The organism is Devosia naphthalenivorans, assembly GCF_003056355.1.
GTDB classification, from domain to species: domain Bacteria; phylum Pseudomonadota; class Alphaproteobacteria; order Rhizobiales; family Devosiaceae; genus Devosia; species Devosia naphthalenivorans.
In genome coordinates this window covers 1-20,935 of record NZ_PYVW01000031.1, presented here as the reverse complement: position 1 = coordinate 20,935, position 20,935 = coordinate 1, and the positions used below count along the sequence as shown (strand labels likewise).

The window sequence follows — 20,935 nt, the reverse complement described above, 5'->3', positions numbered from 1 at the left end:
CGCGGCAATCAAGCCCCTCGGGGCAGCCGGCGGAGGAGCCTTGCCGTGAATCTCATCCAGTTTTTCGATTCCAATGGCGGTCGCGCCGTCGCCTCCGTCAATGACGGCGTCGCCCGCATGGTCAATGGCGCCACCAGCGTCTATGAGCTTGCCAACGCCGCGCTCAATAACAATGGCGGCCTTGCTGCACTGATCGAGGCTCAGGGCCTCGGGGAAACCGTCGACCGCGATGTGATTCTGGCCGAAGGCCGCATGCTCTCGCCCATCGATCATCCCGATCCGGCCCATCTCTATGTCACAGGCACCGGCCTCACCCATCTGGGCTCCGCCGCCACGCGCGATGCCATGCACAAGTCCAACGGCACCAAGACTGCGGACAATCTCACCGATTCGATGAAGATGTTCCGCATGGGCCTTGAGGGCGGCAAGCCGGCCGATGGCATCAAGGGCGTGCAGCCCGAGTGGTTCTACAAGGGCAACGGCTACACCGTGGTCAATCCCGGCCACCCCATTCCCTCACCGGGCTTCGCCCTCGACGCTGGCGAAGAGCCCGAAATCGCCGGCATCTACGTGATCGACCGCAACGGTCAGCCGCGCCGCCTCGGCTTTGCCCTCGCCAACGAATTTTCCGATCACGTGACCGAGCGCGTCAACTATCTCTATCTCGCCCATTCCAAGCTGCGCGCCTGCTCGTTCGGTCCCGAACTGCGCGTTGGCGATCTGCCGCGGCATATCGAGGGCATGTCCCGCATCTATCGCGATGGCCAGGTGCTGTGGGAAAAGCCGTTCCTCAGCGGCGAGGACAATATGAGCCACACCATCGCCAATCTGGAATATCACCACTTCAAGTATGATCTGTTCCGCACTCCGGGCGACATCCACGTCCACTGCTTCGGCACGGCGACGCTCAGCTTTGCGGATGGAATTTCGACCCAGCCCAACGATGTCTTCGAGATCGAGGAAAAGCAGTTCGGCAGCGCCTTGCGCAACCCCATCCGGGTTGACCAGGAGCGCCCCGTAATCGTCGGTAATCTCTATTGATCTTGAAGGCCGGCCACTAACATGTCAGCCTCCCCCGCGCTTGGGGGAGGAACAGCATGATGGCTCGCACATTCGAGAAACGCCGCGTCGGGCAGACTAAGCTCGAGGTGACCACGCTCGGCCTGGGCGGCGCGACGCTGGCCGGAAGCTTTCGTCCGGTCAGCGCGGAACAAGCCCGCGCCACCGTGTCCCATGCCCTCGATAGTGGCATCACCTACATCGATACCGCCCCCCACTACGGCGCTGGCCGCTCCGAGCATCTTGTCGGCGACGTCCTGCGCGAGCGTCGCGAAGGCGCGGTGCTATCGACCAAGGTCGGCCGGCTGTTCAAGGCCGCGCGCGGCCCGCTGGAAAACAAGACCGAGTTCATCAACCCGCTGCCCTTCGCCCCCACATATGACTATTCCTATGACGGCGTGATGCGCTCGTTCGAGGATAGCCAGCAGCGCCTTGGCCTGAGCAGCATCGACATTCTTTATGTGCACGATATAGGCGCCGCCACCCACGGCACCGAGGGCAACAAGCCGCTGTGGGAGCAGCTTGTTGCAGGCGGCTATAAGGCCCTTCGTGAGCTGCGGGATAGCGGCGCAGTCAAGGCCATCGGCCTAGGCGTCAACGAGTGGCAGGTGCTGATGGACGCGTTCGCCCTGGGCGATTGGGACGTGTTCCTGTTGGCCGGGCGCTACACCCTGCTCGAACAGACGTCGCTGGACCCGTTCCTCGCCACCTGCCTGCAGCGCGGCGCGTCGGTTGTTATCGGCGGGCCGTTCAATTCCGGTATTCTCGCCGGAGGGTCGACATTCAACTACGACAAGGCTCCCGAAGAGATTGTGGCCAAGGTTCGCGCACTGGAGGCGGTCTGCCGCGACTTCTCAGTCCCCTTGCCTGCCGCCGCATTGCGCTTCCCGCTTGCGCACCCCGCCGTGTGCAACGTGCTACCCGGTGCCCGCTCGCCGCAGGAGGTGGACGGCATTCTTGACTGGTGGTTCACCAACATTCCGGACGAGTTATGGAGCACCCTCGCCGACCAGGGTCTGCTGGCGCCCGGCACGCCCATCCCCGGCGGCTTCGCCTGAAATCAGTTCAGGTCAAGCGCGTACGACTTGAGAATCTCGATGGGAATAAACCCCAACACTTTCTGGTTGGTGGCGCGCAGAAGGACGCGCGGCGCTTCGCCCGCTTCTTGCGCCTGCCACCAGCGCTGCGCCACAAGGCACCAGCGATCGCCGACGATCAGTCCCTTGAACCCGAACTGCGGCATGGGCGTGGAGAGATCATTGCCCGCCGATTTCGAATAGCGCAGGAACGCGTCCGTCGCTTCGATACAGATCAGGTGCACGGCAGCATTGTCCGGTCCCGCCGCGCAGTAGCCCGTGCGGAAGAACCCGGTCAGCGGATCACTTGAACAGGGCTGCAGCGGCTCACCGAGCACATTGAACTCGCTCGGTCCTTCGAAGCGCCCGTGTTCGTTCAATGCACCTCGCCCTTGTCCAGCTTCTGCAGCACTTCCTTGACCTTGGAATTGATCTGGTCGAGCGAATATGGCTTGGGCAGGAATTCGACGCTCTGGTCGTCCTCGATATCCCGGCGCACGCTCTCCTCGGCATACCCCGACACAAAGATCACCTTGAGATTGGGCATGGTCTCGCGCACGTGCTTGAGCAGGCTGGGCCCGTCCATTTCCGGCATCACCACATCCGAGATCATCAGGTCGATCTTGAAGTCGAGGTCTTCCAGCACCTCCAGCGCTTCTTCGCCGCCATCGGCTTCGAACACTTCGTAGCCCGTGGCGCGCAATGCGCGAGCCGAGAATGCGCGCACGCTTTCCTCGTCTTCCACCAAAAGAATGCGTTCGTGCCCGGTCAGGTCCTTGACCGGTGCAGCGGCCGCAGCAGCCTTGCCGGCTGCCTCCGCCGCGCTCACCACGTGGCGTGGCAGGAATATCTTGAACGTCGTACCGATACCCACCGCCGAAACCGGATAGATATAGCCCTCGGTCTGCTTGACGATGCCATAAACCGTCGACAGGCCCAGCCCCGTCCCCTTGCCAAGCTCCTTGGTAGTGAAGAATGGCTCGAAAATCTTCTCAAGCACGTCCTGGCTCATGCCGGTGCCGGTGTCCTGCACCTCGATCAGCACATAGTCGGCGGGCACCATGCCTTCAAAGCTCATGCCCTCCGCTTCCGCCTGCGCCACATTGGACGTGCGAAGGGTGATGGCGCCGCCATTGGGCATGGCATCGCGGGCATTGACCACAAGGTTGATGATGACCTGCTCGAGCTGCACCACATCCGCGCGCACCGGCCATATATTGCGGCCGTGCTCCACGGTCAGCGTATTCTTCTCGCCAATCATGCGCTTGAGCAGCACCGTCAAATCATCCACGATCAGCGGCAGTTCCAGCACCTGCGGGCGCAGCGTCTGGCGGCGCGAGAAGGCCAGCAATTGGCGCGTCAAGCCGGCCGCGCGGTTGGCGTTCTGCTTGATCTGCATCAGTTCGCCAAACGAAGGATCGCCCGGCTTGTGCTTGAGCAGCAGCAGGTCCGAAAAGCCGATAATGGCGGTCAGCAGATTGTTGAAATCGTGCGCCACGCCACCGGCAAGCTGGCCCACGGCCTGCATCTTCTGGCTCTGCGCAAACTGCGCCTCCAGCTTGCGCTGGTCAGTCATATCCAACGCGTAAACATTGACCTGCTCGGGCGAGCCGGCGCTCATTTCCGAAGCCGACAGATAGAGCCGCACTGCATGATCGCCCTCGGCGCTCAGCAGCGCATCCACCGGTTCGATCTCGGAGCGATGGGCCGCCGCATCCGCCAGACCACGCGCAAACTTGTCGCGGCTACCCTCACCAATGAGCTCGCTCAGCGGCTGCATTTCGAGGCTTTTTTCCTCGCCCGACCAACGGAAGATGCGCCCGAACGGCGCATTGGTGCGGATAATCCGGCCTTCGCCGTCGAGCGTCGCGATCGCAAACGGCGTATCGTTGAAGAAACGCGAGAACCGAACTTCGGCCGCCCGCAGCTCTTCCTCGGTATCCGGCGCATTGGATTTGTCGAGCACCAGCGTGCGCGTCTCGCCCAGTTCGCCATCAGCCAGCCGTGCCGCACGATGCAGCAGCCGCACCGGCAGGCTGGTGCCGTTGCGCCGCACCAGGTCGATGTCGATGATCTCGGTATGAATTTCGCCGTCGCGTCGGCCGCGCATCAGCAGCGTCGCGCCATCGCCACGGACAATGTCTGAAAGCCCCAGATGGCCCGAATTGAACTCAGCCAGATCGTAGCCGAGCCAATCGGTCAGCGTCGAGTTGAGATACTGAATGCGCCCATGCGCATCGGCGGAGAAGAAGCCGGCCGGGGAATGATCGAGATAATCGATGGCGCGCTGCAGGTCGCGGAACGCGCTTTCATTATTGTCCCGGTCGCGAGTGATGTCCTCGACCGACCAGATCACCAGCGGTTTCTTGGCTTCGTCGGATTCAGGCAGCGGCCGGACGCCCACGCGATACCAGAACGCCTTGTTGCTATCGGCAGCCGAGCCGCCCAGGCCGCCGACAATGCGCACGTCCTCGACCGCAGCCCGGCCGTCCTTGGCAGCGCGCGACAGCCGATAGATGGCTTCGCTGGCATCGGCCTGGCCGGCAAAGAGCCGCGGCACCCCAACGGGCACACCATTGGTCACCGCGCCTGCAAAGCTGCCATAGTGCGAATTGACGTAAGAAATCCTGCCATCGCGGTCGGACACCACCGCCCCAAAAGGCAGGCTGTCCACCACGGCATTGGAGATCGTCCGCCGCTCTTCGCCATTGGCGAAGCGAAACAGGCCCGCCGCCAGCCCGAACAGGCAGAACACGCCGACGACGGCCAGCACGCCGACAAAGGTCAGCACCAGATCCTGCGATATCTGGCTGCCGAACACCGAGAACACCACGGCAAGGCCCACCAGCACCAGGCCAAGCACGACCACGCGCCACAGCCCCGCGCTCCCGCGACCGGCGGAAAGCAATGGGTCGGGATAGTTGTCCTCGCCGAGTGGCGTCGATGCCATGAGTCGATCTGCTCCCTAGCCAAATGAGTCGGGCCGAATCAGGGCCTGCACGAAGGTCTATCAAAAGCCCTAACGCGAGGGGAGGGTGATCGGTGTTTTCAACATGCACCGAATTGCCCGACTCGGGGCCCGTAAGCTGGATAACGTGAGTTCAAGTGTACTGGATGCCCAGGAATCCTCATGGTGAGCTTGTCGAACCACGAGGGCTCTGAAATCGCTTACCGCGCCTTCCACCCTGCGCCCTTTTTGAGCCGCATCACGAAGCCGATCACTTCCGCCACCGCCTTGAAGTGCTCCGTCGGGATCGTCTCATCCACATCCACGCTGGCAAACAGCGCACGCGCCAGCGGCGGATTCTCCACGATCGGCACGTCATGTTCCTTGGCCAGTTCACGGATGCGGAACGCCACCGCGTCGGCGCCCTTGGCCACGCATTGCGGCGCGCCCATGTTCTTGTCGTATTTGAGCGCCACCGCGAAGTGGGTCGGGTTGGTAATCACCACCGTCGCGTCCGGCACGGCGGCCATCATGCGCTTGCGCGAGCGTTCCTGCCGCAATTGGCGGATGCGCCCCTTCACATGCGGGTCACCCTCCATCTGCTTATATTCGTCGCGCGTTTCCTGCACCGTCATCATCAGCCGCTTCCACCATTTCTGGCGGGTGTAGAGATAATCGGCCAGTGCGATCACCGTTACGATGGCGAGCGTCGCGATAAAAATCTTCATGCCGATTTCCTGGAAATCGGCGAGGATGATGAGCGGATCGGCGGTCATCATGGTGTCGAGCCGGTCGCGCTCCGGCCAGACGACTAAAAACAGCACCGTCGCCACTACCGTGATCTTGAGCAGCCCCTTGCCGAAGTTCACCAGTGAATCTGTCGAGAACAGCCGCTTGAAGCCGGCCAGCGGCGAGATCTTGGAAAATTTCGGCGTAATCGGCTCGGCCGAAATCAGGGGCCGGTGCTGGATCAGATTGGCCACTATGGCGCAGGCCGACAGCACCACCAGCGGCAGCATCACCGTGCCCAGCATGGTCAGCGCCAATCCGTTGAAGAACGCCGCGAAGCCCGCCCCGCCCAGTTCCACCTGGTCCGCATTGGCCATGATGTCCTTGAGCGCCACCATCAGGCCTTGGGCCGCCACGGGCCCCATCGAGGCAAACACCACCGCCGAACCCAGCAGCATGAACCAGGTGACAACCTCCTGGCTCTTGACCACATCGCCCTTCTTGAAGGCGTCCTCGAGCTTCTTTTGGGAGGGGTCTTCTGTTTTTGCGTCGTTCTCGGGGGCTTCGTCTGACAATCTAGCCCCTCCACATCGTCAGATGGTTCTCGAACGCGGTCAGATACCAGCCCATCATCATGCTCAGCAGCAGCCCGAAGAGGGCCAGGCCGACAAAGATATTTGCCGGCATGAGCAGGAAGAACACCTGCAAGGCCGGCATCAGCCGCGCCAGAATGCCCGCCCCCAAATTGAACACCAGCCCAAAGACAATGAACGGCGCCGCCATCTGAATGCCGATCGAAAACGCGCTGGCAACGGTTCGGATGGCCAGTTGCGCGGCGTCATCGAACATCAGCGGTGCGTCGAGCGGAAACACCATGTAGCTGTCGAAGGTCGCCGCCAAAGCCAGATGATGCAGGTCGGTCGCAAAGATCAGCACCATGCCCAGAAAGCTCAGGAAGCTGCCAAAAATCGCGCCCTGAATGCCGGTCTGCGTCGGGTCCGCGGCCATCGCCATCGACAACCCCACCTGGAAGGCAATGATCGAACCGGCGACCTGCGCCGCTGAAACGGTCAGCCGGGCAATGGCACCCAGGATAAGCCCCACCGCCAGTTCATGAAAGATCAGCCCGACAACAGCCATGACATCATCCGTCATGGTCGGCAGGTTGGGCGACAGCAGCGGATAGACCACCAGCGTGAACGCCAGGGCAAAGCTCAGGCGCATGCGGGCCGGGATCATGTCCTCGCCAAGCGCCGGCATCAGCATCAGGATCGCGCCGATACGGGTAAACAGCAGCAGAAAGACAAAGGCCGTATTGGGCAGCCAGTCGAGCCCGATAGTCACCGCTAGCCACCGACGATGATCATGTCGACCACCCGGTTCATGTAGCCACCCATAGTCGCCCCGAGGAACGGCAGCGTCAGCAGCATGGTAAGAAAGATCGCGATGATCTTGGGCACGAACACCAGCGTCTGTTCCTGGATCTGCGTCAGCGCCTGGAACAGCGCGATAACGACACCCACCACCAGTCCGACAAGCATCATCGGCGCCGACACGATGATCAGCGTCCAGATGCCATCGCTGGCAATATCAAGAACCTCGGCGCCGGTCATGTTGCTCTCGCTGCGCCCGAATCGCGCACGGTTAAGATAATCCTAACGCAGCCCGCCGGACGATCCCATTTAGCTCAGGCTGAGTCGAAAATGGTGGTTTTCGAGAACCGGAGCGGAGCGTACTTCCAGTACGTGAGCACCGGAAGCGCAGAAGACCGCCATTTGCAGGCCAGCCTCAGCTAAATGGGCATCCGCATGATTTCTTCATAGGCCGAAATCACCCGGTCCCGCACGGTCACCATGCTCTCGATGGCGATTTCCGTCTCACTCAACGCCGTGACCATATCGACCACATTGGCCTTGCCGTTGACCATGTCGATCGCCATGGCGTCCGACACCTTGCCGTTGTCCACCACGCCCTGCACCTGTTGCGCCAGCATGTCGGCAAAGCTGTTGCCCCCGCTGGGCGCCGCAAGAGCGGTCAGGTCGGTGCTGGGCTTAGCGGCCTGGTTGACCAGCCGGCTGGCATTGCCATAGGCAGCGGCGGCGGCGTTGAATGGAGTGGTGATTGCCATGATTGACCCCTGCCCGATCAGCCGCGCAGGATGTCGAGCGTGCGCCCGAGCATCTGCCGCGTAACGGTGACGACGTTGAGATTGGCCTCGTAGGTGCGCTGGGCCTCGCGCATATCCATCGATTCGATCAGCGGATTGACGTTGGGATATTGCACATAGCCCCGCTCGTCGGCCGCCGGATGGCCTGGCTCGTAGCGCGAGGAAAAGTCGCTCATGTCATAGGCGAGCTTGCCCACCTCGACGATCTGCCCGCCCACTTCGGCGTCGAAGCTGGTCTCGAACGTCGGCACCCGCCGCCGATATGGCTCCTCGCCCGGCGCCTTGCCGGCAGAATCGGTGTTGGCCAGGTTCTCCGCGATCACGCGCATCCGCGCGGTCTGCGCATGCAGGCCCGTGGCAGCGATCCGGAGCGATGAATTGAAATCCATGCGAGCCTACTCCTAAGCCTGGCGGCCAAGCGCGGTTTTGAGGATCTTGATGGATTTAGTGTAGAGGCCGGTCGCAGCCTGGTAGTCCATCATGTTGGTGGTGACCTTCATCATCTCGTCTTCCAGCGTCACGCCATTACCTTCCGGCGTAATCTCGAAATTGGCCATACGCTGCGCACCAAAGGCCGAGTTCGCGCTGCCCGAAACCGAGAAATGGTTGGGCTGGGTCGCGGTGGTGGTCACCGACGCTGCTGAAAAAGCATTGTTGCTGTCGGCAAAATCATACTGAGCCAGATCGCGTCCGCGATAACCGGGGGTCTCCGCATTGGCCACGTTTTCCGCCAGCAGGCCTTGACGTGTCTGATGCCAGCGCATCTTGTCGGTCAGAGCCGAAAACACCGGCATGTTGAGAAAGGCCATGGCCCAAGGTCCCCGCGAGTCTCGCTCGATGGGCAAATCTTGCCGGTTCATGGTTAATCAAGTGTTAACCCACGGCCCTTAGGGCAGTTTCGGCCTCGCATTCTGCACATTTGCGCGGCTAAGTAGGCAACATATGCCGCCCCATCCCGGGCGGGAGCTAACTGGAGTGACTATGCAGTTCATCACGAGCCTTTTTGGTGGGTCCGGCAATAGCTGGCTGACCGCACTTTTTGCCCTTGGCATCGTGATTCTGCTGATCGTGCTCGGTCTGTGGCTGCTCAAGATGCTGTTCAACGCATCCGGCAATGTCGGTCGCGGCCGCAACCGGCGTCTCAATGTCGTCGATAGCCTGGCGCTCGATCCCAAGCGGCATCTGCTGATCGTCCGGCGCGACAATGTCGAGCATCTCATCCTGGTCGGCGGACCGCAGGACGTGGTGGTCGAAACCGGCATCCCCGTGACCGACGAGCCGGCAACACAATCTACCCGCCGCCCCGTGCCGATGGTCCGCAAGCCCGCAGCATCCCGGCCCACCGCGCCTACGCCCGTTGTTCCGCAGGCAAAGCCCCTCACCCCCGGGCCAGCAACAGTGGCCGACCAATTGCGCGAAATGGGTCAGCCGACCGACAAGAAGACCCATCTATCGCTACGCCACACCGGCCTGCTACGGCCGGTCAGCGCCGTGGATCCGATTGTTTCAACTGAAAACTCGGTGACGCAGGGTGCCGGCGAGCACGACTCAGCTAAAGAGGACGGAGCGCGGCGCGACATCGAAGGCACGGATTTTGAGGGCACTGGCGGGGCTAACCGGAACTAAGCGATTGCCGCTGCGCCGCTTTGCGCCTCTGGGCGCGCTTCTGGTTCTGTTTTTTGCTCTGCTGCCGACCCTGGCTTTCGGCCAGGATGTGTCGATCGATTTCGGCGACGACACCACCATCACCGAGCGCGCCGTCCAGATCATCGGGCTCATCACCCTGCTGTCGCTGGCGCCCTCGATCCTCGTCATGGTCACCAGCTTCACCCGCATCGTGGTGGTGCTGTCCCTACTGCGCACGGCCATCGGCCTGCAAACCGCGCCACCCAATTCAGTCATGGTGTCGCTGGCCTTGTTCCTCACCATCTTCGTCATGCAGCCCACGCTGCAGCAAAGCTATGACCAGGGTATTGCTCCCCTCCTCGCCGGCGATATCGAGATTGCCGAAGCGTTCGAGCTGGGCAGTGCGCCCTTGCACGAATTCATGCGCGCCAATGTGCGCGAACAGGATTTGAGCCTGTTCTACGATTTGACCGATGCCGTGCCCCCAGAAGAGCCCGAAGCCATCCCGCTGCAATTGCTCATTCCCGCCTTCATGATCTCCGAGCTGCGCCGGGCCTTCGAAATCGGCTTCCTTTTGTTCCTGCCCTTCGTGGTCATCGACATGGTGGTGGCGTCGGTGCTGATGGGCATGGGCATGATGATGCTGCCCCCGGTCGTGATCTCGCTGCCGTTCAAGCTGATCTTTTTCGTCCTGGTGGACGGCTGGTATCTGGTCGCAGGCTCACTGGTCCGAAGCTTCGTCAGTGGCACCACCGGCGCCGGCTGATCAGCCGGCGCTGGCCAACCCCGCCAGCCCGTCCGACGCAGCCAATGGCGCCAGCGCTCCCTCACCGGCATAGGTTTCCCGATATGCCGCAAGGAACGCGTTGATCCCCTCAAGCCCGGAAATCTGGGCGGCAACCGTCTTGAACTCGACGCTGGTCACTTCGATATTGCCCGTCACCAGATCGAACATCGGCCACTCCGGGGTGGTCACCATGGCTTCCCCGAACTTGGAGCGCAACCGCGCCAGCGCGAACCGGTCATCGGCCAGCACATAGCCTACGGCCGCCTTGACGAGCCCCATGCGCCCCTGTTGCGTCAATGGCTTGCCGCCCAGATCCGCATATTGCGCCTCGATCATTTCGCCAGCCTGCGAATAGCGCTTGGCCTTCCATTGCGCATCGATCCGCAACTGCGTCACGTCGCTGCCGTTCATGTCGCGCAGCATGTCCAACGCCAGCCGGTCGCGCCCGCCATCGATCATCGCGCGGGCTTCCAGCACGCGCCGCTGCCGCGCAAGTGCCTCGGGAAGCTCGGGCAGACGCGTCGTGTTGAGAACACGCAACGCATCCTGTGGCTTGCGGTCGGCGAGATAGATGATGGCCAGGTCAGCGGCGATTTGGGTCCTCGCCACGCCGCGCAACCGGTTATCCAGCTGATATTCAAGCAGGCTCGCCGCCTGCTCCAGCAGATCCACCCGCACCAATCGCCGCGCCAGATTGCGGATCATCTCGTCGCCGCGCGCGCCGGGAGGCGTCAGCGCGCGGAAGTCGTAGTAGAGGCTCAGCGCATCCACCGGTCCCATTGAATCCGCGGCGCCATTGAGGAACAGTTCGGCGAACACCTCCTGTGCCTGGTCGCGCAGGGCATTGACGCTCGGACTTTCGGGATAGGTTGCCACCGCCTGCCGCGCCGTCTGGAACCCTGCCCGATAATCCCCATCGCGGAAGGAGAACTCCGCCAGCATCTTGAGCATGTCCGCTTCCAGCGGATTGCGCCGCCACAGCATTGCCTCGGCCGCAAGCGTCTGTGCGGCCTTCTGCAGGTTCAGCGTACCAGCCTCGTCGAGCAGGCGCAGCGTTCGGTAGATCGCCTCGGCCCGGGTCGGCCGGATATCCGCAGCGATCACCTGCCCATAGGTATCGATTGCTTCGTCGGCCCGCCCGCGCAATTCGGAGATACGGCCGGACATCAGCAGATAAAGGCTGGCGCCCTTTGCGTCGAGGCTGCCAAAGTCCATCCCGTCGAGCAATTGCTCGGCCATGGCCGCATCACCGGTCTCGACGGCGGCGCGAATGGCCGCGAAGGTGAATTTGCTTCGCACCCACCCCGGATAGCTGTCGATCACCGGCAGCGCCGCAAGCGCATCCGCCTTGGCGCCCCTATAGTCCGACAGATCCGCTCGTGCCATGGCGCGCCACAGCAGGGCGTCGATCTCGTTGCCCATCGCGCCTGCCGAGAGAGTGCTCAAGGCTTCCCGGCTGCGCCCGGCAATCGTATTGGCCATCGCCGTGGCGAGCCGCACCTTGCGCGCCAGCTTTTCGTCCTTGAGATCGGCCGCCAGCACCTCAAGCACTCCGGCGGCTTCAAGTCCATATTGATTGGCCAGGTAAAACTGCGCCAGCTCCAGCCTCGCCTGATCGCGCTGGGGCCCTTCCGAGGCGGCAGCCAGGGCAAGCATCTGGCTCTGCTGTGCGTTGAACGCGCCGAAATCCGGCTGCTCGAGCCGCGCCAGGTCCACGAAACTGCCGCGCATGGCCTCGGCAAGACCACTGCCCAGCCCTCGCGGCTGGTCCAGCGCCGAAACCGTCAGCCCGCCCGGCGCTGAAATCACCGCCAGTGCATTCTCCAGCCCGACGTCCAAACTGCCGACCTGCGGCTTGACGACGAGGCCATGTACGCTGCGCAATGCGGCGAAATCCACGAAATCGAGCGTCCTCGTCACCCCGCGCGCCGGTGGATAGGCCGTAACCACCTTGAGCATGTCGCCCACGACCGGATCGCGGAAATCATGCGTCCGGGCAGGACGCAGCACATTGGCCGTTAGCTCGAACTCACCTTCGATATTGCGCCGGCGCGTCAACTCGATCGGCTCGGTCGGCGTCAGCATGATGTCACCCAGCGAGAGCACCCACGCCATGCCTTCCGAGCCCAGCGTTGCCATCCGGTCCTGCGACAGATCGATCTGCACCACTTGCGAGTCGCCGCCAGCCACCACGTTGAAATTGCTCGCCAGCGCATCGAACTGTTCGGACGGCGCCGGCTCGGTAATGCCGGTGACCGTGTCGAAAATCATCCACACCGTATCGCCGCGCCGGAACACGGCGGCCGGCGTGTCCTGCTCGAAAGGAAACACCACTCGCACGGTGGAGCCGAGCACGTTGACGAATGGCGTGACGCTTCCCCCAACCGGTTGCGGCGCAAGCTTGTCCACCAGCGGCGGCGTACGCCCGCCCGCCGCGCCATGATCCTTGTCCTCCGGAGCAGGCGGCAACAGGCTCGCCGCTTCAAATGCCGGGCGCCCCTGCCCCGCGATATCGATGTCGAGGATATATTGCGTCGGCGAGGTCTCGTAGAATCTCGGTGTCACTTTCGGACCGAGCTTGAGCGCAACGACCGCCCCGTCCGGCGTCACATCGGGCTCCACCGCCAGGATCTCGGGCGGCAAATCGGCGATCAACTGGCGCAGATCGATCTCCACCGGCCATTCGAACGCCAGCATGGCCTCGTCTTCGATCTGCGAGAAACTGCCGGTGGTCGGCACCGACCAGTCGAACTGCACACGCAGGAAGGTCGGATTGCGCCCGATGCGAACGCTGGGCCGCGGATCGAGCGCCGCAACTCCCGCCGCCTTGCGCTCCTGCTCCGCACGAATGGCGGCCAGCCGCGCCCGCTCGGCAAGTTCGTCCACCACGTCCTGCGGCAGCGGCGGCGGCATGCCCTGCCATGTCGGCGGCAGCAGATCGATAAACAGCTTCTCGCCGGCTTCGATGCGGTTGAACGAGTAGGCCGAACGCAACCCGAAGCGCAGGCCGCGCTGGTCAGGGTCGGCCCGTGCCACCGAGAAATAATCGGGCATGGTGAGCCCCACATCGGGCAGCAACACCGATACCTTTTCGGTGAATTCCAGCGACAGGACGCCGTTTTCCATGCGCATGGAATATTCGGGAAGGCTGTCCCGGCCGGGGAAACTCAGGATCAGGCGGCCATAGCCGTCTTCCTTGGTTGCGTAAAGCTGTCCGCTGATTTGCGCCCATGCCGGCGTGACAATGCACGGCCATGCAAGTGCCGCGCCCACGACAAGGGCCCGCATGGCTTTCCGCCAGCCAGGTTTTTTAGCAGTCTTCACCGGCTTCTGCCCGCCCGACGCAATTCCCGTGCGCTGGCGGCCGATTTCTGGGCCCACGGGACGCACGAGGTACAATACTCAATGCGCCCAGCCTATCGGGGCTGGCTTAACGTCGCCTTACCCCAAAAGAGAAAGCCTTACGGATGATTTGCAGAACCTCTGCTGGCCCGTTCGGGCCCAAGCCCTACTGCCCCACGATCTGCGGCAGTGCTGCAAGATCGTCCGGTGTCATTTCGGTGGCCGGTTGGTCGGCGAGCGCGGCCATCTTGACCGTCAGTTCCTGCGCGCGCGCCGTGTCCATCACCGCCAGGATCGGCGCCATCTTGCGCGGGCTCATGGTCTTGGCCACTCGCAGCAGCACGTCCATGTCCAGATTGTTGAAAATCAGCGCAGCGTCCTTGGGCTTCATCGTTTCGTACATGGCGACGATACCAGCGAACTGGCCGCTTTCCATTTCGGCCCGCTGATCCACCAGCGCGGAAATCTGCGCTTCAAGAGCCTCCAGCGTCGCAGCCCGCTCTTCGATCCGCTTTTCGGCGGCATCGACGATCGAGGCGCGCAGCGCCAAATTCTGCTCGTACTTTTCCAGCTCGGTACGGCGCGCAGCCAGATGCTCCAGCAATTGTTGCTCGCTCAACGTGGAGCCATCCGTGTTGAGCAGAGGCACGGAGCCGCCCCTGCCGTCGATCTGTACAGGAATGGCATCGCCACTCGGCAGGCAATTGGTCATCCCCGACGCAAAACTTCCCGGCACCGGAGCCGCAGGCTGCTCGCCGTCCCCGACCGTTGCGTGGCCTTCACCCTCGCCTGCTTCGGCGGGCCTGTCGTTCAGGGTAACAGTTCCATCCGCTTCGATCTCGGCGTCCGGCTCGATGCAGAATGTACCGCCCAGAACAGAAGCGGCCTCACCTTGCTCAGGAGAAGCATGTTCACCCTCGGCAGCAACAGGCGCACCATGCCCACTGCCGGCACTTGCCGCATTGGGATCGGCCAAAGTCGGGTTGGAATCCACCAGCGTCGGGCTGGTATCCTCGGCAGTATGCTCGCCCGCAGCAGCCGAAGCTTCTTCGGCCGGCGCGGCGCCCGCCGCCTGCGCCACGCTCACGCCGGTCAGCACATAGCCGCCATTGGTCACAAGCCCGAGGGTCTTGAGCACCAGCAGCGCGGCGATGGCCACGACGACGACGGGTAGCAGGCGGATCTTGCTCACGCAGCGGCTCCACGGGTGCGAACACGCGCCGAAAGCTGCTCAAGCGCCGACTGCACCTTGTTCGTCGTGGGTGCGGCTGTTTCCACCGGCTCGATGACCTGGCTCTGGCGGGCAGCGCTGGTGATCTTGACGATCCGGTCCATCAACACCGTGCCTGCATTGACATGATTGGCCAGTTCGATCCCGAAGCGCTCGGCTTCCTCGAGCCGCGCATTGAGCGCCAGATCGGCCTCCACGGCGGTCTGCTTGAGTTCCTTGATCGCCTGGTTGGCCAGATTGGTCGCACCGACGAGGTCGGCCACCATCTGCCGCAACACGTCCTTGTCGGCATGCAGCCGCTTGAGCCGGCCGTTCAGCACCACGCAATAGCCGATCGTCAGCGCCAGCAAAATGGCGACGGCGCCTTCCACCACAACTCCCAGAGGCAAGCCAGACATCATCGTTGTTCCATTTTCTCGTCGTCGAGTGCTTCAAAGGCCGCCATCGTGACCTTGGGCGGATTAAGGGGGCGAGCGACCCGCACCGAAACATGATTGCCGATATGGCCCATGATCGCCTCGGTCAGGTCCACATCGCCACAGCGCAGGCGCACCGGGTCCGAAGGCACCCGCTCGAACATCACCGTGTCACCCGGCTTCATCTTGAGCATGCGCGAGAGCGGCAGGTCCTGCTCATGCAGCACCGCCTCGATCTCGACTTCCGCCGAATAGATTTCCGTCGCCAGATGCCCTTCCCAGATCGGGTCGCGGCCGAACTTTTCGCCCATGAACATCTGCAGCAATTGCTCGCGGATGGGCTCGATCGTGGCATAGGGCAACAGGATTTCGATCTTGCCGCCGCGATCATCCATCTCGATGCGCAATTCGATCAGGATCGCCGCATTGGCCGGCCGCGAGATCGCTGCGAAGCGTGGATTGGTTTCCATCCGCTCAAGCTTGAAATTGACCTGTGTAACCGGCTCGAACGCGCGATGGGTATCCTCGAGAATGATCTCGATCATCTTGCGCGCCAGCGCCATCTCGATGGTCGTGTAAGGCCGCCCTTCGACGCGGATATTGCCCCCGATGCGGCGCCCGCCCAGCAGCACGTCGATCATGGAATAGATCAGGCTGGAATCGACCGTCAGCAGCCCATAATTCTCCCACTCTTCGGCCTTGATCACCGACAGAATGGCGGGCAGCGGAATGGAATTGAGATAGTCCCCGAAGCGCACCGAGGAAATCGAATCCATGGTGACTTCGACATTGTCCGAAGTGAAATTGCGCAGCGACGTGGTGGCAAGGCGCACAAGCCGGTCGAACACGATCTCCAGCATCGGCAGGCGTTCATAGCTCACCAGTGCCGAATTGATCAGCGCCTGCACGCCCGTCAGTTCGACATCGCTGCCAATACTGGCGTCAAAGCCCAGAAGGCTGTCGATTTCGTCCTGGTTGAGCACGCGGTCGGCGCCATTCTCGCCATCGGCGCCGCCACCTTCCAGCATGGCAGCCCATTCCGCAGCTGCTTCGGCAGCTTTTTCCTCGTCGGTCTGCTCGGCAGCGAGGGAATCGATAGCCTCGCCGAGGTTCCAGTCCTCGCTCAGCTTGTCCTGGTCGGAAGGGCCAGCCATCACTGCACCAGGATTTCTTTGAACAAAACCGATTCAACCCGAGAGGGATAGATCGAAACGTTCACGCGGCGCAGCAGCTCTTCCTTGAGCCGGTAGATGCCAGCCGAACCTTCGAGATCGGACTTGCGCAACTCGCGCAGATACACCTGAAATGCGTCGACCACCTTGGCGAGCCTCGGCTGGATTTCCACCATCATGGCTTCGTCGGCCACTTCCAGCGCCACCGTCAACTTCATTACCGCCTCTTCATCAGCCTCCTTGTTGAGGTTGATGATCATGGGCGGCAGGTTGAAAATGAAGGTTTGGGCGGCCGGCAATACCTCGCCATGCTCGCCCACAGTAGCGCCGTGCTCAGCCTCCGCAGTGCCTTTCGAGAGAAAGAAAAACAGCCCCGCTCCACCCAGCACCACGACCACCGCCGCCGCCCCGATGATGATGAAAAGCTTGGGGATTCCCTTCTTGGCGCCGCTCTCGGAAGTATCTGCCTCAACGGCCATGCGAACCTGCCAAAATCTGTGGTTCCCGGACGATTCCGGCACGTGTTCCAGCTAAGCCGTTGATGGTTAACGATTGGTTACAATCGAGGGTCCAGCGGCAGATTTTGCCGGGTAGCTTTTGCCGGGCCGCGCAATGGTAAACCGGCAGGGCAAATCACCAATGAACACCAACCGCTTGTTTTGATTAAACTTTCAGCCTTGGCATGGTTTCTGCAAGGTAAACGGCGAGGCCCAGGCTTGGGGAAGCGACGGTCTCGGGGAAAGCGAACACGGGGATCAGCGATGATCGAAAATGCACAACTGATCGGCCTCTCCAGGCAGATAGGATTGCAGCGTCAGATGGACGTGGTGGCCAACAACATGGCCAACATCAACACCACTGGCTTCAAGGCCGAGAACATCCTGTTCGAAGAATACGTCATGCCGGTCGCCCGCGATCGGAATTTCCCCCGGCTCGATCAGCCCCTCTCCTTCGTGCAGGACTGGGCGACCATGCACGACCTCTCCGGCGGCGCCATGGTGCAGACCGGCAGCGAGCTCGATATCGGGCTCAATGGCCCCGGCTTCTTCGCCGTCCAGACCCCTGCCGGCGAGCGCTACACCAAGTCCGGCTCCTTCCAGCTCAGCGCCAATGGCACGCTGGTCGACCTCAACGGCAATCCGGTCCTCGGCAATGGCGGTCCCATCCAGTTCGGCCCCGAAGAAACCGACATCCATATCGCCAGCGACGGCTCGATCAGCTCCAGTGCCGGCGCCAAGGGCAACCTGCGCCTTGTCGAGTTCGACAACCCGCAAAGCCTTACCCGCGAGGGCGGCAACCTCTTTGCCGGCGGCACCCCGATCCAGGCCACAACCACCCGCGCCATGCAGGGGTTCGTCGAAAAATCCAACGTCTCGGGCGTCTCCGAGATGGCCGAAATGATCCGCGTGCAGCGCGCTTATGAGAGCGCGGCAAATCTTGCCTCCAAGCAGGATGAACTGCGCCGCTCCGCCATCCAGCGCCTCGGCGACACCAACGCTTAATCCGGGAACAGTGCCATGAAAGCTCTCTACATCGCATCGACCGGCATGAGCGCGCAGGAGCGCAACGTCGAAGTCATCTCCAACAACATCGCCAACATGCGCACCACGGGCTTCAAGCGCCAGCGCGCCGAGTTCGAGGACCTCCTCTACCAGCAGATCACCCGCGCCGGCTCGCCGACCTCCGAGCAGGGCAATCAGCTTCCCTCCGGTGTCGAGATCGGCTCGGGCGTGCGCACGGTGTCCACCCCCCGCATCATGAGCCAGGGCAACATCAGCGGCACCGAACGCGAGATGGACGTCGCCATCCGCGGTGAAGGCTTCTTCATGGTGAACCTGCCCGATGGCCGCACCGGCTACACTCGCGACGGCTCGTTCGAGCGCAGCCCCGAAGGCACCATCGTCACCTCCGCCGGTTACGAGGTCGATCCCGGCATCACCATCCCCGGCAACGCGACATCGGTCGCCATCTCACCCGATGGCACCGTTTCGGCCTATCTCGACAACGAAACCGTCCCCACCCAGATCGGCCAGCTCCAGCTCGCCCGCTTCGTCAACAAGTCGGGCCTGGAATCGCTGGGCGACAACCTTTTCCTCGAAACCGCTTCGAGCGGCCCCGCCCAGGTCGGCCTGCCCAATGCCGATGGCACCGGCAACCTGCTGCAGAACTACCTCGAAATGGCCAACGTCAATTCGGTCACCGAAATCGCCGACCTCATCGCCGCCCAGCGCGCCTACGAGATGAACGCCCGCGTCATCTCCGGTGCCGACGAGATGATGCAGGCCACGAGCCAGCTGCGCTAAGGAGAGGCCAGATGATCAAGCGTTCCGCCACCGCCGCCCTGCTCACCCTCCTGCTCGTCGGCACCAGCTTCGCCGCCCCGGTTCTCAAGCGCGACATCACCGTCACGGCCGGCATCGTCACAGTCGGCGACATGTTCGAGCAAGCCGGCACCGCCGCCGAAAGCCCCCTGTTCCGCGCCCCCCTGCCGGGCACGTCCGGTCTCGTGCAATTGGCCGACATCCGCTCCGCCACCGCGCGCGTCGGCATCGAGGCTTTCGACACCAACGGGCTGAGCGCCGTTCGCGTCAGCCGCGCCGCTGCCATCGTCGATCAGTCCGTACTGACCGAATTGATCAACGAGGATCTCGCCAGCCGCGGCATCATCACCGAGGGCATGAGCGCCAACACCATCTTCACCACGCCCATTACCCCCATGAACGCCGAGGCCGTGGCAGAACCGGCCTCGATCATCTCCATGCGCTACCTGCCGGGCACTGGCGGCTTCTCCGCCCGCTTCGCAATTGCCGGCCTTACCCAACCCGTCGATGTCAGCGGCAATATCGAGATGATGATCGATGCCCCCCACCTCAAGGCCACCCTTCCCGCCGGCACCATCCTGGGCGCCGAAGATATCGACATGCGCCCCATTCCCCTGCGTTTTGCCGAAAGCACCGGAACTGCCCGCCTCGAAGACCTCGTCGGCAAGGCGCTCAACCGCCCCAGCCGCGACGGCATGGTGCTCAAGCCCTCCGACGTCGCCACCCCGCTCACCATTTCCAAGAACGATTTGGTCACCATCTACTTCCGCAAGGGCCCCATGACCCTGACCGTCAAGGGTCAGGCGGTCACCGGCGGCACCACCGGCGCCCCCGTCCAGGTGCTCAATCTCATGTCCAGGCGCGTCATCAGCGCCACCGCCCTTGCCGCCGGCGCAGTGGAAGTCAGCAATGACCCGCTCGCCCTGGCCGGCCTCTGAAAGCTCAGGAGAAATCCAATGAACCTCGTCAAGCTCGCAACCCTCCTGACCCTTGCCGCCGCACTCGCCGGCTGCAACACCACGGACCGCCTCGCCAATGTCGGCAGGGCCCCGGTGCTGACCCCCATCACCGACCCCACCACTACGGCCGGTTACCAGCCCGTCAACATGCCCATGCCCGCCGCCATCGCCGACACCTACCAGCCCAATTCGCTCTACCGCACTTCGGCCAAGGGTTTCTTCAAGGACGAGCGCGCCCACCGCATCGGCGACATCCTGACCATTCTGGTCACCATCGACGACAGCGCCAAGATGGCCAACACCACCTCATCGGGCCGCACCGCCTCCAACAGCGCCGGCATGGGCGGCATCTTCGGCAGCGCCGTCACCAACCTTTCCGGCGGCAGCATCGACCCCTCCGCCGCCATCGACTTCACCTCCGGCATGCAGAACGCCGGCAACGGCTCGGTCAACCGCTCGGAAAGCCTTGAAACCTCCGTCGCCGCCGTCGTCACCCAGGTCCTGCCCAATGGCAATCTCGTCATCGAGGGCCGCCAGGAAGTCCGCGTCAATTTCGAAGTCCGCGACCTCATCGTCGCCGGCATCGTCCGCCCCTCCGATATCCAGGCCAACAACACCATCCCCTCCTCCAAGATCGCCGAAGCCCGCATCTCCTACGGCGGCCGCGGCCAGATCACCGAAGTCCAGCAACCCCGCTACGGCCAGCAAGTCATGGACGCCATCCTGCCGTTCTAGAGCTTCGTTGCCGCACATTTCCCCAATGGTGCGGCAAGTTCTCCCCGGCGGCGCCCCCCAGCCCGGGCAGCCCCACCCACCGCTTCCGGCCCCTCCCACCGGGTCATCCCCGCGAAAGCGGGGACCTCCGTTTTATGCCGGCAAGCAAGTGAACGGAGGTTCCCTCGACTCACGCCACAAGTGCAACACCTGCTATGGTGTTGGTGCGATGGGAACTTTGTATGAGCAGTTGAGCCTGCGGGAGCGGGTTGAGATCGACATTGGGCGGCGCAAGGGGCTCTCGATGCAGGCGATCGGCCAGATGCTGGGGCGTTCGGCCTCAACCATCAGCCGTGAGTTGGGACGCAATGGCAGCCCCACCAGGCATT

General features: G+C 62.8%; 22 protein-coding genes. 9 read left to right on the top strand and 13 right to left on the bottom strand.

Annotation, left to right across the window (positions count from 1 at the left end):
- Nucleotides 1-54: 54 nt before the first annotated feature.
- Entirely contained in the window at nt 55-1,041 is a 987-nt protein-coding gene (gene araD1, locus C8264_RS21565; protein ID WP_162783840.1) for an AraD1 family protein, read from the top strand.
- A gap of 56 nt (nt 1,042-1,097) precedes the next feature.
- Nucleotides 1,098-2,117, top strand: coding sequence for an aldo/keto reductase (locus C8264_RS21560; protein WP_108463043.1), 1,020 nt, complete (start codon nt 1,098-1,100; stop codon nt 2,115-2,117).
- A 2-nt stretch (nt 2,118-2,119) separates the two neighbouring features.
- Here the strand turns inward: C8264_RS21560 and C8264_RS21555 are convergent, their stop codons facing one another.
- The 8 genes from C8264_RS21555 to flgB form a co-directional block, all read right to left on the bottom strand.
- Nucleotides 2,120-2,515, bottom strand: coding sequence for a DUF2237 family protein (locus C8264_RS21555; protein ID WP_108463042.1), 396 nt, complete (start codon nt 2,513-2,515; stop codon nt 2,120-2,122).
- Nucleotides 2,512-5,085, bottom strand: coding sequence for a cell cycle histidine kinase CckA (gene cckA / locus C8264_RS21550; protein WP_108463041.1), 2,574 nt, complete (start codon nt 5,083-5,085; stop codon nt 2,512-2,514). Before cckA ends, C8264_RS21555 begins: the two co-directional genes overlap by 4 nt.
- 218 nt (nt 5,086-5,303) lie before the next feature.
- The gene (flhB, locus tag C8264_RS21545) at nt 5,304-6,386 is read right to left on the bottom strand and encodes a flagellar biosynthesis protein FlhB (protein ID WP_108463040.1); all 1,083 of its coding nucleotides are present in this window, start codon (nt 6,384-6,386) and stop codon (nt 5,304-5,306) included.
- Between the two features lies 1 nt (nt 6,387).
- Nucleotides 6,388-7,155 carry a flagellar biosynthetic protein FliR gene (fliR, locus tag C8264_RS21540; RefSeq protein WP_245893434.1) on the bottom strand — a complete coding sequence of 256 codons (768 nt, stop codon included), beginning with the start codon at nt 7,153-7,155 and terminating at the stop codon, nt 6,388-6,390.
- 2 nt (nt 7,156-7,157) lie between these two features.
- Nucleotides 7,158-7,424: a flagellar biosynthesis protein FliQ gene (gene fliQ, locus C8264_RS21535; protein ID WP_108463039.1), complete on the bottom strand. Its 267-nt coding sequence runs from the start codon at nt 7,422-7,424 to the stop codon at nt 7,158-7,160.
- A 179-nt stretch (nt 7,425-7,603) separates the two neighbouring features.
- Nucleotides 7,604-7,939 carry a flagellar hook-basal body complex protein FliE gene (gene fliE / locus C8264_RS21530; RefSeq protein WP_108463038.1) on the bottom strand — a complete coding sequence of 112 codons (336 nt, stop codon included), beginning with the start codon at nt 7,937-7,939 and terminating at the stop codon, nt 7,604-7,606.
- A gap of 17 nt (nt 7,940-7,956) precedes the next feature.
- Nucleotides 7,957-8,367, bottom strand: a complete 411-nt coding sequence (gene flgC / locus C8264_RS21525) for a flagellar basal body rod protein FlgC (protein ID WP_108463037.1) — start codon at nt 8,365-8,367, stop codon at nt 7,957-7,959.
- A 12-nt stretch (nt 8,368-8,379) separates the two neighbouring features.
- Nucleotides 8,380-8,787, bottom strand: coding sequence for a flagellar basal body rod protein FlgB (gene flgB / locus C8264_RS21520; protein WP_108463036.1), 408 nt, complete (start codon nt 8,785-8,787; stop codon nt 8,380-8,382).
- A 172-nt stretch (nt 8,788-8,959) separates the two neighbouring features.
- On the opposite strand from flgB, the gene C8264_RS21515 reads away from it, so the two are divergent.
- On the top strand, nt 8,960-9,604 hold the full coding sequence (locus C8264_RS21515; protein ID WP_162783837.1) for a flagellar biosynthetic protein FliO: 645 nt from the start codon (nt 8,960-8,962) through the stop codon (nt 9,602-9,604).
- A 4-nt stretch (nt 9,605-9,608) separates the two neighbouring features.
- The gene (gene fliP, locus C8264_RS21510; protein WP_108463034.1) at nt 9,609-10,370 is read left to right on the top strand and encodes a flagellar type III secretion system pore protein FliP; all 762 of its coding nucleotides are present in this window, start codon (nt 9,609-9,611) and stop codon (nt 10,368-10,370) included.
- Here the strand turns inward: fliP and C8264_RS21505 are convergent, their stop codons facing one another.
- The 5 genes from C8264_RS21505 to C8264_RS21485 all read right to left on the bottom strand — a co-directional run bounded on the left by C8264_RS21505 (nt 10,371) and on the right by C8264_RS21485 (nt 17,031).
- Nucleotides 10,371-13,679, bottom strand: coding sequence for a hypothetical protein (locus tag C8264_RS21505; protein WP_108463033.1), 3,309 nt, complete (start codon nt 13,677-13,679; stop codon nt 10,371-10,373).
- A 220-nt stretch (nt 13,680-13,899) separates the two neighbouring features.
- Nucleotides 13,900-14,925, bottom strand: coding sequence for a MotE family protein (locus C8264_RS21500; RefSeq protein ID WP_108463032.1), 1,026 nt, complete (start codon nt 14,923-14,925; stop codon nt 13,900-13,902).
- On the bottom strand, nt 14,922-15,362 hold the full coding sequence (locus C8264_RS21495) for a DUF6468 domain-containing protein (protein ID WP_108463031.1): 441 nt from the start codon (nt 15,360-15,362) through the stop codon (nt 14,922-14,924). Before C8264_RS21495 ends, C8264_RS21500 begins: the two co-directional genes overlap by 4 nt.
- Nucleotides 15,362-16,534, bottom strand: coding sequence for a flagellar motor switch protein FliM (gene fliM / locus C8264_RS21490; RefSeq protein WP_108463030.1), 1,173 nt, complete (start codon nt 16,532-16,534; stop codon nt 15,362-15,364). The genes C8264_RS21495 and fliM overlap by 1 nt, the downstream gene beginning before the upstream one ends.
- A complete protein-coding gene (locus C8264_RS21485; protein WP_108463029.1) occupies nt 16,534-17,031 on the bottom strand; it encodes a flagellar basal body-associated FliL family protein in 498 nt (165 codons plus the stop codon). The genes fliM and C8264_RS21485 overlap by 1 nt, the downstream gene beginning before the upstream one ends.
- Before the next feature lie 282 nt (nt 17,032-17,313).
- Between C8264_RS21485 and flgF the strand changes: the two genes are divergently transcribed.
- The 5 genes from flgF to C8264_RS23030 form a co-directional block, all read left to right on the top strand.
- Nucleotides 17,314-18,054 (top strand): flagellar basal-body rod protein FlgF, encoded by a 741-nt coding sequence (gene flgF / locus C8264_RS21480; RefSeq protein WP_342748719.1) that lies wholly within the window; start codon nt 17,314-17,316, stop codon nt 18,052-18,054.
- A gap of 15 nt (nt 18,055-18,069) precedes the next feature.
- Nucleotides 18,070-18,855 carry a flagellar basal-body rod protein FlgG gene (gene flgG, locus C8264_RS21475; RefSeq protein ID WP_108463028.1) on the top strand — a complete coding sequence of 262 codons (786 nt, stop codon included), beginning with the start codon at nt 18,070-18,072 and terminating at the stop codon, nt 18,853-18,855.
- Nucleotides 18,856-18,866: 11 nt separating this feature from the next.
- Nucleotides 18,867-19,811, top strand: coding sequence for a flagellar basal body P-ring formation chaperone FlgA (gene flgA, locus C8264_RS21470; RefSeq protein WP_108463027.1), 945 nt, complete (start codon nt 18,867-18,869; stop codon nt 19,809-19,811).
- An 18-nt stretch (nt 19,812-19,829) separates the two neighbouring features.
- A complete protein-coding gene (flgH, locus tag C8264_RS21465; RefSeq protein ID WP_108463026.1) occupies nt 19,830-20,567 on the top strand; it encodes a flagellar basal body L-ring protein FlgH in 738 nt (245 codons plus the stop codon).
- A 25-nt stretch (nt 20,568-20,592) separates the two neighbouring features.
- Nucleotides 20,593-20,935 (top strand): helix-turn-helix domain-containing protein (locus C8264_RS23030; protein ID WP_205245759.1); only part of this gene is annotated, 343 nt, incomplete at its 3' end.